The organism is Enterococcus sp. DIV0086 (genome assembly GCF_050498705.1).
Classification (GTDB): domain Bacteria; phylum Bacillota; class Bacilli; order Lactobacillales; family Enterococcaceae; genus Enterococcus; species Enterococcus faecalis.
Genome location: NZ_JBNIDN010000002.1, coordinates 269,901 through 283,619, shown reverse-complemented (window position 1 = coordinate 283,619; position 13,719 = coordinate 269,901). Strand labels below are relative to the sequence as shown.

The 13,719-nt window shown below is 32.2% G+C and carries 9 protein-coding genes and 5 pseudogenes; 9 read left to right on the top strand and 5 right to left on the bottom strand.

Features of this window, described 5'->3' with window-relative positions; translation table 11 throughout:
- The 5 genes from IGI63_RS15450 (at position 1) to IGI63_RS15430 (ending at position 3,458) form a co-directional block, all read left to right on the top strand.
- A complete protein-coding gene (locus IGI63_RS15450; protein ID WP_429976210.1) occupies positions 1–216 on the top strand; it encodes a hypothetical protein in 216 nt (71 codons plus the stop codon).
- 229 nt (positions 217–445) lie between these two features.
- Positions 446–1,168, top strand: a complete 723-nt coding sequence (locus tag IGI63_RS15445) for a hypothetical protein (RefSeq protein ID WP_429976209.1) — start codon at positions 446–448, stop codon at positions 1,166–1,168.
- A 527-nt stretch (positions 1,169–1,695) separates the two neighbouring features.
- On the top strand, positions 1,696–2,388 hold the full coding sequence (locus IGI63_RS15440; RefSeq protein ID WP_429976208.1) for a response regulator transcription factor: 693 nt from the start codon (positions 1,696–1,698) through the stop codon (positions 2,386–2,388).
- Between the two features lie 285 nt (positions 2,389–2,673).
- Positions 2,674–3,021, top strand: coding sequence for a sensor histidine kinase (locus IGI63_RS15435; protein ID WP_429976207.1), 348 nt, complete (start codon positions 2,674–2,676; stop codon positions 3,019–3,021).
- Between the two features lie 11 nt (positions 3,022–3,032).
- Entirely contained in the window at positions 3,033–3,458 is a 426-nt protein-coding gene (locus IGI63_RS15430) for a sensor histidine kinase (RefSeq protein ID WP_429976206.1), read from the top strand.
- Positions 3,459–3,653: 195 nt separating this feature from the next.
- Here IGI63_RS15430 and IGI63_RS15425 read toward each other — a convergent pair.
- Positions 3,654–4,282, bottom strand: a pseudogene (locus IGI63_RS15425) (transposase); the annotation flags it as partial.
- Positions 4,283–5,189: 907 nt separating this feature from the next.
- Here IGI63_RS15425 and IGI63_RS15420 point away from each other — a divergent pair.
- Together IGI63_RS15420 and IGI63_RS15415 are read left to right on the top strand one after the other, a co-directional pair.
- A pseudogene (locus IGI63_RS15420) lies at positions 5,190–6,402 on the top strand (IS3 family transposase); the annotation flags it as partial.
- A 363-nt stretch (positions 6,403–6,765) separates the two neighbouring features.
- Positions 6,766–7,314 carry a folate family ECF transporter S component gene (locus IGI63_RS15415; protein ID WP_429976205.1) on the top strand — a complete coding sequence of 183 codons (549 nt, stop codon included), beginning with the start codon at positions 6,766–6,768 and terminating at the stop codon, positions 7,312–7,314.
- A 66-nt stretch (positions 7,315–7,380) separates the two neighbouring features.
- Here the strand turns inward: IGI63_RS15415 and IGI63_RS15410 are convergent.
- The 3 genes and pseudogenes from IGI63_RS15410 to IGI63_RS15400 form a co-directional block, all read right to left on the bottom strand.
- Positions 7,381–8,480, bottom strand: a pseudogene (locus tag IGI63_RS15410) (IS3 family transposase).
- 274 nt (positions 8,481–8,754) lie between these two features.
- Positions 8,755–9,003 (bottom strand): annotated as a pseudogene (locus IGI63_RS15405) (type II toxin-antitoxin system prevent-host-death family antitoxin).
- A gap of 58 nt (positions 9,004–9,061) precedes the next feature.
- The gene (locus IGI63_RS15400; RefSeq protein WP_429976204.1) at positions 9,062–9,193 is read right to left on the bottom strand and encodes a hypothetical protein; all 132 of its coding nucleotides are present in this window, start codon (positions 9,191–9,193) and stop codon (positions 9,062–9,064) included.
- Between the two features lie 351 nt (positions 9,194–9,544).
- On the opposite strand from IGI63_RS15400, the pseudogene IGI63_RS15395 reads away from it, so the two are divergent.
- Positions 9,545–9,888 (top strand): annotated as a pseudogene (locus IGI63_RS15395) (transposase); the annotation flags it as partial.
- A 169-nt stretch (positions 9,889–10,057) separates the two neighbouring features.
- On the opposite strand, the gene IGI63_RS15390 reads toward IGI63_RS15395, so the two are convergent.
- Positions 10,058–12,082 carry a urocanate hydratase gene (locus IGI63_RS15390; RefSeq protein WP_429976203.1) on the bottom strand — a complete coding sequence of 675 codons (2,025 nt, stop codon included), beginning with the start codon at positions 12,080–12,082 and terminating at the stop codon, positions 10,058–10,060.
- A gap of 213 nt (positions 12,083–12,295) precedes the next feature.
- Here IGI63_RS15390 and hutI point away from each other — a divergent pair, with 213 nt between their 5' ends.
- Positions 12,296–13,561 carry an imidazolonepropionase gene (gene hutI / locus IGI63_RS15385; protein ID WP_429976202.1) on the top strand — a complete coding sequence of 422 codons (1,266 nt, stop codon included), beginning with the start codon at positions 12,296–12,298 and terminating at the stop codon, positions 13,559–13,561.
- Positions 13,562–13,719 lie beyond the last annotated feature (158 nt).

The following is a 13,719-nucleotide window of genomic DNA, read 5'->3' as shown; positions in this document are numbered from 1 at the left end:
ATGAATACTTTAATTAAATATGAGATAAAAAAAATTATTACAAAAAAATCAATAGTATTTACTTTACCACTAATTATTATATTTGTTGTTTGGTTATTTATTTTACCAATCTTTCAAGAAAACGTAACTCTTCCTAAAGGTAAAACTTACCATGGTATGGAGGCAGTAACAATCATGAAAAAAAGCAGATGTATTATTAGATTCAGAAGAAATTAATAATACTATATTAAAATATCAATCAATAGCAAAAGACAGTAACAATTACCCCGTAAATGATTCGTCTAACATTGAATTTAAAGATACTATAAATAATTCTTTTATTTTACCAAACTATGAGGAATTAAATTTTATTGCTAATGTTTATTCTGGACCGCAGATTTATGTAGGGCATCCAGAAATACGTAATATCCGTGTTTCCTCTGATGGCTTTAATTTATATAATAAATTGAATATTAATTATCTTAACATTGAAAATGGAAAGAAATTAAATAGTTCTCATAACTACACTATTTCTGAAAAAGAATATTGGGTAGGCTTAACAAAAAAAATAAAAACTCCCTTTAAAATAGGATATCAAGGAGCATGGAGAATTATCATAGATCGCTTACCATTCTTATTCATACCAATTTTATTTATTTGTATCTTGGTTTCGCAATCTTTTATCAATGATTTCCAACTAAAAACAATAAAAGTTATTTTTCCTACAATTAAAGGAAGAAAATATCTTGCAATCGCAAAACTTATTTCTGCATATTTAATTGGAATTGTATATTATTTGGTCTTTATCCTACTAGTAACAGTGCCTTTGTTTTACTTATACAGTTTTAAAGGATGGGATTTGCCAATACAGGTTCAAGATCCGAGTATTCCTTATCCATGGACTTTATCACAAACAGTATTTATTCATTTTGGATTGGGTTTGATCATATTGATAGGATTAATTACCTTTATTCTATTAATATCCTTATTTATTAAAAAATTTTTACCGATTATTCTTTTGACGGTATGTATAATACTACTTCCAACTATCATCCCAAAATCTAGCGAATTTTTATCCTATAGCCTTTTAGTAAGGCTACTTCCTATAACTCAACTTAATATGGCTTATGTTGACTGGATTAGTTACGATATATGGGGGCAGTATTTAACGTATACACATTTAATTTAATTATATATAGTTTGGTAATAATCTTAGGCATACCTTTTATTATAAAAAAATATACCCAGTATGAACTTAATCAATAAATTTACTTTTTCCGCAGCTTAATCACAGATAAAATGTTTGTAAGATAAGATTAGAAACAAATTTATTAAATGTTCCATTTTTTGGGTGTTAAAAATGGTATAATAAATAAAATTATAGACGCCGTCTTCATGATTTACTTAATAAATAAAAGCATCGATTTTAACGTCAATTTTCAAAGTGCATGTTCAAATTTAATAGATCTGCTATTGCTATCTTAGCGAATAGTTGAAAGATTTTTTATCACAATATTACTAATATATTAATGATTTATCAGTTAAAGTAAAGTCCGTGAAGACAGTCTTTTAATGTGGTATTTAGCATGACTTTTCATTTTTAGTCAATAAATTCAAAATGGTTTAAGTTTAAAATATTAAAAAATCCAGTGACTAGCTTGATTCTCTGAAAGAACTGCTGCTATTGGAAGATTAATTAATTTTGAGGAGGATTGAATGACTAATAATATTGTAATTCTTGATGATGAAAAAGAAATTTGTGATTTGATATCAACCCTATTACAGTGTGAAGGATTTAAAGTTGTTTCTTTTTATAATGGAATAGATTTTATAAAGTATATTGAAAAAAATGAAGTTTCACTATTAATCTTAGACCTTATGCTTCCTGATGTTGAAGGACTTGAAATTTTAAAAAAAATAAGGCAAAATAAATTTTTCCCAGTTCTATTATTGACTGCTAAAAATACTGATTTAGATAAGATTATGGGGTTGTCACTTGGTGCGGATGATTATATTACAAAACCTTTTAATCCTTTAGAAGTAGTGGCACGAATAAAAACAAATTTAAGGCGTGTTAATCTTTATGATAGTCAAGAACAAAATAATCAATATGAAATAGAATACAATGGTTTAATAATAAATAAAAATACACGCAAAGTAATTCTACTGGATGAAGAAATTAAAGTAACTCCGATTGAGTTTGAAATAATTTATTACCTATTACTTAATATCGGAGTTGTAGTGACGTCAGAAGAACTATTTAAAGCAGTCTGGAAAGAATCATATATGGACAGTAATAATACAATAATGGCTCATATAGCAAGAATAAGAGAAAAGTTTCACGAAAAACCAAGAGATCCGAGTTATATTAAGACTGTTTGGGGAGTAGGATACACTATTGGAAAATAAAAAAGCATATCACATAATACTAGGAAAGTTATGTCTTCAATATTTTTCTATTATGATAATACTGATTGTGTTCTTTGTAATAATAGTAGATATATTAACAATTTATCAAGGTATTAGTTGGAGAGGTTCAGTAAATGAAATACATTGGATTACCTTTTTTCAAGATAATATGTTGATTATTAATATTGTAACATTACTTTTAATTTGGTCAGTTACAACATTTTCATTTTTTTGCGGAGCATTTTCTATATAAAAGAGATTAATCATGTTATGGAAATCATGTCTATGGACGTAAATGAAGATATTGAACTACCTTCTGGAATAAAACCTTTGGAAAAACAATTTAATATTGTTAGAAAGAATTTAGAAAATCAAAAAATAATGTTGAAAAATTCTGAAGATAACAAAAGGGAAATTATTACACATCTAGCTCATGATTTAAAAACACCATTAACTAGCATTATTGGATACTTAACTATAATTAAAACCAAATCAAATTTAGAGCACGATATACAGAAAAAATATATTGATATTTCACTTGATAAGTCTAATAAGTTAAACAGTATGATAAATGAACTTTTTGAAATGTCTAGTTTTCATGACTATACCAAAACTCTTAATATACAAAAATAAACTTAAGTGTCATGTCTGAACAGTTATTATCTGAATTTAAACCCTTATTAAGGAAAGGGCAGTTTTTTATAGCAGATATAGAAAATGACGTTATGATTAATACCGACTTGACTATTATAGAAAGGATCCTTGATAATGTTATTAAAAATTCTATTAACTATGGATTATTAAATTCTGAAATTCAGTTTCGCTTAAAAAATAACAAATCAAAGATTAATTTAAAAATAATTAATAGCTGTAACCCCTTAACTACTGAACAAGTTAAAAGTGTTTTTGAACCTTTTTATAGAATAGATAAAGCACGAGGTACTTATAATGGAGGAACAGGATTAGGACTTTATATAACTAAAAATTTTGTAGAAAAAATAGGAGGAAAAATAACATTTAATTATCAACATCATAAAGCAACTATAGATATTATATTTCCATTAATTTAAGTTTTTCATTGCCGTTTCAGAGGTTATAGTTTTTCGCTTTAATAATAGACGCAAAATACCTTTAATTTTAATATCCAAATAAATCAAAGATATCATTAAAATTTTAAACTGTGTTTTGGTTCTTTGTCAAATAATGTTGATAAAGAGAAATTGCAGAGTCGCATAAAGTCCAGAGGAGAAAATCCTCTGTTTTTTTTATTTGGTTTGTATTGCTTGTCCTTGTTGGACGAAAATCCGCAATTTGAAATTATAAAAGTTACGAAAACCATAAGCATTCTGCTTTAAAACTTTGATATGATTATTTAGATACTCCAATTGTCCATTCGAACAGGAATAATTCAACGCATGATGCCTCTGTTTTTGGTGTTTTTTTAAAGGTTCGTAAGGTGGTTTGATAAGTAGCTGGCAAGTGAGAAATACTTTGCGTAAGCAAGGCATCAAAATACGTTTCGTTTATGAATGGCAAACAAAAAGTCTTGGTACAATGTGTAGCCTTATGCTAACTCAACGCTATAGGAAAGCAGTCTGTCCACAAGCTCTGTTTCGGTTAGATAAGTTTTAAACTAAGGGCGCCAACGGCGGTTTAAACTATCCAACTTTTCTTGATTTTTTTGTAATGACTTCTAGTATTTTTTGGACTGTTTTCCTTGTCTTTTTTCAGCTAAACTTGAACTTTTTAATAGGCGGTTTGTCCAAGTGATTCGATGGTTTCGAAAAGCCCGACCGATGTGTTGAACGATATGGAAGCGATCAATGATGAGCTTAGCATTAGGGAAGTGTTTCTTCACTAGAGAAACATAAGGTGCGTACATATCAATGACAATAAAATGCTATCTTAAACGGCTACGAATTCGAGAAGGAGCCGTTATGGGCAGTTCAATGACTTACTGCTTATTTTAGGTTTGATAACAAAGTAATTCTTTTTAATGATAAACAAGAATCATTGGATATTGCTAATAAAATCGACAAATATTGTGAAATTGAAGTTTTTGATTGTGGTTGTAATTCAAATTTTATATCAATCAGTGACATTAGAAGCGATGAACAATCAATTAAGAAAGAAACGCTTTATTATGTTGATTTCGATTTTGATAGATTTCTCATTAAAGTAAATGCAGTTTTTGATAGCAGCAAAGATGTTGTTTGGATTGAATAATGGGAGTGTATCGTGCAAAAAGGTTATGAGGATTTAGTACAATTCACACAAAAAGAAATCAAAGCAATTAATCAATGTTATTGGACTTTTGCTGTGAAAGTAGGAGATAAATAAAAATAGCCAACCAAAAAGGTTAGCTATACGATTGAAGGCGGAAAATCCACCATAGTAATAAGCTAAATAGTTTCCGCTAGCTAGCTATAGATACATTTTCATCTCAGATAGAGACAATTAATAATACATTACTATGAAATTTTAGGCAACAAAAAAAGCCGACTGTTTTCCGCCAGTCGACCATCATAGAAAAAGTGTCAATAGAAAGTACAAACTATGTTTCTCTTGCATGGGACAAGTATAACTAATTTCATGAAAAATTACTATTCTAGATTAGTTATGAAGATATAAAAAGCCAACCGAATGTTGGTTGACTAAAATCATATAAGTTATGAAGTCTCCTATACTAGAAATACGGACAGATTGTTCGCTATAATCTAGTAAAGGAGCGAAGATAAACCAAATATTGAGCCGACCCCCAAAAGTTAGACCTTGAAATCTAACTTTTGGAGTTTTTTTGTATGGCAAAATACAGTTTTGAATTTAAACTTAAGCTTGTTCATGACTACTTATCTGGTCAAGGAGGTCTAAGGTTTCTCGCAAAGAAGTATGGGTTTAAAAATAGTTCTCAAATAAACAAATGGATTAATGCATATAAAGAACTTGGTGAAGAAGGACTACTTCGCAGTCGAAAAAGTAAGAATTACTCTGTTCAAATTACGCTAGATGCGATAGAGTTGTCCTGTCAAAAAGTAGCTAATCTTCTAAAAATGAACAATCCATCATTGATTGCGAATTGGCTTAGAATGTATCGGAAGTTTGGTATAGAGGGTGACTCTCTAAACAGAAAGGACGTCCACCTACCATGTCTAGGAAGAAACGAAATGAACCCCAACCATTACTAAGTGAACTATCTCAAGTAGAGAAACTAGAAAAAGAAAATAGAATGTTAAAAATTGAGAAGACTGCGTTTAGAGGACGAACAAAAAATGAACGAATCGCACGAATCATTCACAGTCTCCGAGGACACTTTCGATTAAAAGGTTTCCAAAATTCACTTACATGTACTGGCAAAAACGCCTCGACAGAACAGCTTCAACACAAATAATTGAAGAAGAAATTCAAGCGATTCGTAAAAAACATCCACATTATGGTTATAGAAGGATGACTCAAGAATTGAAACGACGTGGATATCAAGTAAATAAAAAGAAAGTGCAGCGATTAATGCAAAAGCTACAGTTACAAGTTAAAGCATTTACTAAGAAATCTAGAAAATATAATTCATATAAAGAAACCGTTGGGAAAGTAGCGAAAAACTTGATTAATAGAAGGTTCAACACTTCGGTCACTCATCAAAAAATTATGACGGATACAACTGAATTTAAATACTATGAAACAGATGGCGCAGGCATTCTTCGACAGAAAAAACTATATTTAGATCCATTTATGGATATGTATAAAAGCGAAGTTATAAACTACAGTCTTTCTACTCAACTAAATGGTAAAACAGTTATGGCAGGTCTGAAAGAAGCTATTTTTCAAACAAACGATTGCCCTTATCGTCGCACCTTCCACTCTGATCAAGGCTGGGCTTATCAAATGAATGCCTATATACAAATATTAAAGGACAACAATATCTTTCAAAGTATGTCTCGAAAAGGTACCTGTTTAGATAATTCTCCTATGGAGAATTTCTTCAGTATCCTAAAACAAGAAGTGTACTATGGAAAAATCAACTCTATAAAAAGTCTAACTTTTTGGGGTCACTACATATGACTAATTCTCGTCATTTCTCTTTTTAAAACACATATAATAGATATGTATAATTTACAGGCTAAAATAGCGTAACATAGCGATTTTCAAAATTCTATTTTAAGTGAAACTATAATTTACATAAAAGTCTAGCTACACATAACTTTTGATCAACTCTTTTTGTTGGTTCTGTCAAACTCACGATTTATTCACAAAACTATTAAATTCTGCAGATATTCTTCTTTGATTAAGGTTAAAATGGATAGATAATATCTCTATATGTCATGACACATAGAGATGTTTGTGGTATGTTTAATTCATTAATTAATGAAGGGAAGTTTAAAAGTGAACAATTTGATTGCAAAACATGTTTTTAGAATTCCAACCATGAATACTCGACTAATTTCAACGTCGGCACTCTTATTAGCTATGGACGTTATTCTTTACAAAATAGCAATTGGACCTGCATATTTTCAAATCACTTTCGGTTTTTTATCAATGGCCCTTATGGGTTACCTATATGGACCTATCTGGGCGGGTATGTTAGAAATGATGTCTAATATACTTAATTTTACTATTTTTGGATCAGGAACATTTCAAATTGCATTTTTATTGACAGCATTTTTAGGTGGATTTATCGATGGGTTATTTTTATACAATAAGAAAGTTAACTTCCTAGCAGTCATAATTACGCAATTGCTAATAATGATTCCTGTTAGTTTATTTATTGATTCATGGTTGATCTCATTTCTTTTTGGAACAGATTTTAAGGTGATTTTTATAGGAAGGATAGCTAGAAATGCGTTACAAACGCCTATTCAAATAGTAGGCATTTATTATTTCATAAAGGCCTTAGAAAAACGAAATATTTTTAAAAAAATTAACTCTAATTAAAAAAATGAACGTTATCTTCACTCTTAGTATATTGAATTAAGTTGGTGGTAAATAAGTGACTATTCTTTATATGGATTTTAGGGGCCATGCGTACGTTGGACCTAAAAGAAATGAGCCGTGAATTCGGTAGTGGTTCCACCAATAAACATAGTGGAAAAGTTCAATATCTAATTAATTTTGGGATTCAAAATGGTGTTGATACACGAACTCGACTTTGACCGATTTGTACGTAATTTCCGCTACGGTATTATCATGTGGGCATCCTTTTTTGCTTAAAGAGCGCTGAATATCGAAGGCTGCTAAAATTGATTGTCAAATTCGCTTCCTCTATCGGTATGGAATAATTTTACTTTGGTTAATGGCCAACCAATCGTTAAAAATGCTCGCTTAACCAGGTGAGCATTTTTTTGTGCCTGAACTGTAGTCAATAATCTCGCGAGTATACAAATCAACAATAAGACAAGTATAATGCCAGGATTGCTTCGCACGAACATAGGTTAAACCCGTGATAATTACTTCTAATGGGATTTCTCTAGTAAATAAACGGTTGAGAATATTTTTATCTGGCGCTTCATTAACCTTCTGTTTCGTTTTTTTGAACTGCAGTTTCGTATAGTTAGAGACGAGATTGTATTTTTTCATAATACGAACGATATATCTTCTAGATACACAGAAACCTAAGGTTTCCAAAACTTTCTTTAACTTTCTCGTTCCATAATTTTTTCTACTCTTGTAAAATTCATCAATAATCAAACAATCCAACTTTGCTTCACTGGCCATTTTAATTGGATGCGCTTCGTAATAATAACTACTACGAGCGACTTTCAAAATTTTACACATAGTTGTAACCGAGTATTTATGCTTGTTCGCACTAATTACTTGGACTTTTGTGCGAAAATCAGCGCTGCTTGCTTTAAAATATCATTTTCCATAGCTAAGTGTTTATTCTTTTTGCGTAGTTCTTTTAATTCCCGTTTCTCGGGCGTCAAGTTATCTTTTTCTTTAAAAGAGCCTGTGGTTTTAAACTGACGACGCCATTTATCAAATGTAGATAGGGTCAGTTCATATTCTTTAATAATATCTTTACTAAACTTTCCGCCTTGGTGTAATGCCACTACTTGCTTTTTAAATGCTTCTGGATAGGTTTTGTGTGCTGATTTAGACATGATATTTCCTCCGATGTATTTTTTTATAGTATATACACCTTATTTTTTCTGTCCAGTTCAGTGTAGCCTATTCAATTCCTGTGTTTGCTATTAATTCTCATAGAAAAAATTTGTTTGGACTTAATTTTTCTTTACTTCTAATATTTTCATATGAATTTTTTTAAGAATACCGATAATATCCTCGTAATCAGATATTAAACCCGTTGCCTTTAGTAAAGGTAGTTGCTTCTTCAACACATCTTTATGCACTTTTACTTACCAATCAGTAGCCATATTAAACTACCTCAAAATCATCATCTTTTTCGTTTTCCATTAGATTAAATACAGAGTCCAATGTACCAGTTCTTTGCAAGTAGAGTTCTTCTTGTAGAGTCTTCCACTTTCTTTTAGAAATTATGATAATTCCATCATTCAAGCCGTTTTTTGAATTCATAGTAATTTCTATTTCAGAATTTTAATTAGCTACTTCTTTCAATACTTTAAACATATCTTTTCTTAAATTTGTTGGGGTAATAGTTTTCAAAGAGAACACCTCTTTCTTTTTATGTACGTTATAAAGTACATAAAAAGAAGTCAAGTATCTATCCACCGTTCTTTTCAAGAATATGTGCCACATACAGGCTATCAATACTAGCCATTGATAGTTTTTCTAGTTCTTCATAAGTGAAGTCACTGTTTCGTACAATCAATATTATTTTTTCTTCTTTGGTCATGATTCCCAACTCACTTTCCTTGTTCTATCTATCATTGTTTCGGTTTAAATATTTGGTAGTGACTACGTAAGGTACCACCATTAAAAAATCTAAAATATTTAATAACGAAAAAGATTGTAGTAAATCCCAACATTGAAAAGCAGGAACGCTATTCGGATTTTTCGTCTGTACAGAAATAAAAGTTTTATTGAGTATTCCAACTTAATCGGAGCTTTAGATAAGTCACTCACACTTCATTTCTTAACGTTGCAACAGAACCGTCACTGATTACATTTAAAGGAAAAAGAACTTACACAAAATTCTTTATAGACCCAAGCTGGAGGGTGTACAATATTTTGTGTAAGTTCCCCAATGCTGATTGATCGATTGCTTGGCTTTTCTACGCCCCTTAAGGAGGCGCATCCTTTTTTTCATGAATTAGTTGAAGCTTTTCTAGACAAAGACCCTGACTTATTTTTCTCCTTATTGGCAGAACTTCCCGAAACGTTAGATGACGGCTTTCGGGAGAAGCTTCAAAACCTTCTGACCTATGAAGAAGGCATCACCAATGCGATGATCTCTCCCTACTCCAATGGAAAAATAGAAGCGGAGAATACCCATATATAGACAATGAAACAAGTACCTACGGATTTAAATCATTTGAGAACATGAGAATTAGAATCTTTTTGATTAATCAATTAATCAAAGTAAGATAACAAAAAATCTGAGCCAGAATGTGGTTCATTCTGGCTCAGATTTGATTTTGAACAACTCATCAGTCCTTATTGACAAAGAGCCAGAGTAACAACACCAAATATTATAGAGTCCAGCAAAATCCTCGATGTCTCTTTTTGACGGTTATTGTTTCAAAGTAAGGTATTTATGTTAACGAAAAAATTCCGCTACCGCATTTTCTACTTTTGATTCTTCCGAAATATAAGGAATAGTGATGTGGTCTGAGCCTTCATTCATCTTGTTATATTCGATGGATGTTTCTATTGCATGCTCATTTCTTGCCCAGCTGCGACGGGCAACACCGCCCATTGTATCCCAGGCAATTGCAGATTTGATGATTTCATCTGTTTCTTTTGTACCGTCTAAAACTAAGCCAAATCCGCCATTAATTGATTTTCCAATCCCTACACCACCACCATTATGCAAGGCAATCAATGTCATTCCTCGTGCTGCATTTCCAGCAAAGCATTGAGTGGCCATATCTGCACAAACATTACTACCATCCTTAATATTTGACGTTTCTCTGAATGGGGAATCCGTTCCTGAGACATCATGGTGATCACGTCCAAGCATTACTGGTCCAATTTTTCCTTCTCGAACCATTTCATTAAATTTTAGTGCAATATTTACTCGTCCCATACAATCTTGATATAGAATCCGAGCTTCTGTACCTACAACTAGTTGATTTTCTTCGGCATCACGAATCCAGTTGTAGTTATCACGATCTTGGTAACGACGATTCGGATCAATAACTTCCATTGCTGCATGGTCTGTAGCAACTAAATCTTCATGATTTCCGCTTAAACATACCCAGCGGAAAGGACCGTAGCCATAGTCAAAGAGCATAGGACCCATGATATCTTCCACGTAAGATGGCCAAATAAATCCATCTTTATCATCGATTCCATTTTTAGAGATTTCTTTAATTCCAGAATCGTAAATTGCTTTCATGAAAGAGTTCCCGTAGTCAAAGAAATAAGTTCCTTTTGCCACTAAAGACTTAATGACTTTATAGTGACGGGCAAGGGTTTCATCGACAAGCTTATGGAATTGCGCTTTATCTGAACCTAATAATTCTGTTCGTTCTTCAAATGAAATTCCGGCAGGGCAATATCCTCCTTCATAAACATTATGACAAGAAGTTTGATCTGATAATAAATGGACGTGGATATTTTCTTTATCAATATATTCTAGTAAGTTAACAATATTTCCATGATAAGCAATGGAGGCCTTTTCTTTTTTATCCATATATTCTTTTGCAATACGCATTGCTTGTTCTGGTGTTTCAGCTAAGCTACTAATCCAGCCTTGTTCCAGACGTGTATCGATACGAGATTTATCTACTTCAGCAATAATTGCGACAGCATTAGCAATTTCTCCGGCTTTTCCTTGTGCACCACTCATCCCGCCTAAACCAGAGGAGATAAATAATTTTCCAGCTAAATCTCCATCATCAGAAATCCCTAATTTTAATCGGCCAGCATTTAAAAGTGTATTAAATGTTCCATGAACAATTCCTTGAGAGCCAATATACATCCAGCCACCAGCGGTCATTTGTCCATAGTTTGTCACACCCATTTCTTCAGCAATTTCCCAATCATCGATATTATCATATTCTCCAACTAGAAGTCCGTTTGTAATGATTACACGAGGGGCATCTTTTTTTGATTTAAATAAACCGAGAGGGTGACCTGATTCTAAAACAAGTGTTTGTTCATCAGTAAGAACTTCTAAGTATTTTTTGATTAGCTGATACTGCATCCAGTTTGAACATACTTGGCCTGTTTCACCATAAGTAACTAATTCATAAGGATAAAGTGCAACTTCAAAATCAAGATTATTATCAATCATTACCTGCATGGCTTTTGCCGCAGTGCAATTTCCTTTATATTCTTCAATTGGTTTTCCATAAACTCTTTCTTTTGGATACCAACGATAACCATAAATTCTTCCACGAGTTCGTAATTCTTCTAAAAATTCAGGAATTACAATATAGTGATATTTAGGATGAACATAGCGTAATGCATTTTTTAAGGCAAGAATCGTCTGATCCTTACTTAAGCGAAATCCACGATCTGGTGCACGACGGATTCCTTCTTGAAAGATTGTTTTTTCTGGTAAGACATCATCTAACTTGATGGTCATTGATGCCTCTACTTCTGTTAACTCTACCATTTGTTTTTCCTCCCTATTAGCCAGATACTTGAATTTTAGAAAAACTGTGATTTGATGACTGCACCTATAAGTATAAATAAGAAAGTCAATAAACAGTCTATCTTCTTAACTAATTTCTATTATATAATATAATTAAGCGCTTTCAATAATTTGACAGAAATTTGACAGCATTTTATAAAATAGAAGGTGCAAGAATAAAAGGAGTGAATAGAGATGAAAGCAGACAAACTTCTAATTAATTTTAGCCAAATTTTTTGTCCAGTAGATAAAGGGCACCCTTTACGAGGAGAAGAAATGAGTGAGGCAACAATCATTGAAGATGGGTATATAGCAATTAAAGACGGCAAGATCCTTGAAGTAAACTCAGGGAGTCCCAGAGAAGAATTGAAGGGAGAAGGGACGGAGGTTATCGATTACAGCGGTAAGTTAGCTACGCCAGGACTAATTGATTGCCACACGCACCTCGTTTATGGTGGAAGTAGAGAAAATGAATTTTCAAAAAAACTAAACGGTGTCCCTTACCTTGATATCTTAGCAGAAGGAGGAGGCATTCTTAGTACAGTCAATGCAACTCGAGAAGCTTCGTTTGATGAATTGTATCAAAAATCCGCTCATTTGTTAGATGAAATGATTATTCATGGAGTCACTACAGTAGAAGCAAAGAGTGGATATGGACTAGATTGGGAAACTGAAAAACGTCAATTAAACGTAGTAAAAGAATTAACAAAAGACCATGATATTGACTTAGTTTCAACCTTTATGGGTGCACATGCTATTCCAACTGAATTTAAAGGACGGGCGGACGAATTTATAGATCTGCTAATCAAAGAAATGCTGCCAAAAGTGAAAGAAGAATCCTTGGCTGAATTTTGTGATATTTTTTGCGAAAAAAATGTGTTTACAGCGGAACAATCGTATCGATTACTTAGTGCAGCTAAAGAAATGGGCTTCAAACTGCGAATACATGCCGATGAGATTGCTTCAATTGGAGGTTCTAAGGTAGCTGCAGACTTGTATACAGTCAGTGCGGAGCATTTAATGGTTATTACAGACGAGGATATCGATCGTTTGAGTGAAGCCAAGGTCATTGGAAATCTTTTACCAGGAACAACCTTTAGTCTAATGGAGGATACCTATGCGCCTGCTAAAAAGATGATTGAACGAGGTATGGCGATTACATTAACAACGGATAGTAATCCTGGGAGTTGTCCAACCGCAAACTTACAATTTATTATGCAGCTAGGATGCTTCCAATTAAAATTAACGCCGATTCAAGTTTTTAATGCAGTTACAATTAATGCGGCATATTCTGTTTGCAGAAATGAAAAAATCGGTAGTTTTGATACCGGTAAGCAAGCGGATATTGCAGTATTTGATGCACCAAACATTGATTTTCCTATGTATTTTTTTGCAACAAATCTGGTAAGTCAGGTATATAAAAATGGGGAGCTAGTGGTGAACGAACGTCAAAGAATCTAACTGGTAACTAGTTTAAATAGTTTATTCATACACGAAAGGAGACACCCGTCTATTTAGGTGAAATTCCTTTCGTGTTTTATCTCATCTCAATAATTCACTGATGAAATAAAAATATTATTCAAAAAATGGAAGCGCATTCTAATTTTTGTATGTTTTAG

Excerpts from the sequence above, each read along its gene's own strand:
- IGI63_RS15450 (WP_429976210.1), top strand. The coding sequence starts at position 1 with ATGAATACTTTAATTAAATATGAGATAAAAAAAATTATTACAAAAAAA.
- IGI63_RS15440 (WP_429976208.1), top strand. The coding sequence starts at position 1,696 with ATGACTAATAATATTGTAATTCTTGATGATGAAAAAGAAATTTGTGAT.
- IGI63_RS15390 (WP_429976203.1), bottom strand. The coding sequence starts at position 12,082 with ATGGTAGAGTTAACAGAAGTAGAGGCATCAATGACCATCAAGTTAGAT.
- IGI63_RS15430 (WP_429976206.1), top strand. The coding sequence starts at position 3,033 with ATGTCTGAACAGTTATTATCTGAATTTAAACCCTTATTAAGGAAAGGG.
- IGI63_RS15400 (WP_429976204.1), bottom strand. The coding sequence starts at position 9,193 with ATGACCAAAGAAGAAAAAATAATATTGATTGTACGAAACAGTGACTTC.
- IGI63_RS15435 (WP_429976207.1), top strand. The coding sequence starts at position 2,674 with ATGGACGTAAATGAAGATATTGAACTACCTTCTGGAATAAAACCTTTG.
- hutI (WP_429976202.1), top strand. The coding sequence starts at position 12,296 with ATGAAAGCAGACAAACTTCTAATTAATTTTAGCCAAATTTTTTGTCCA.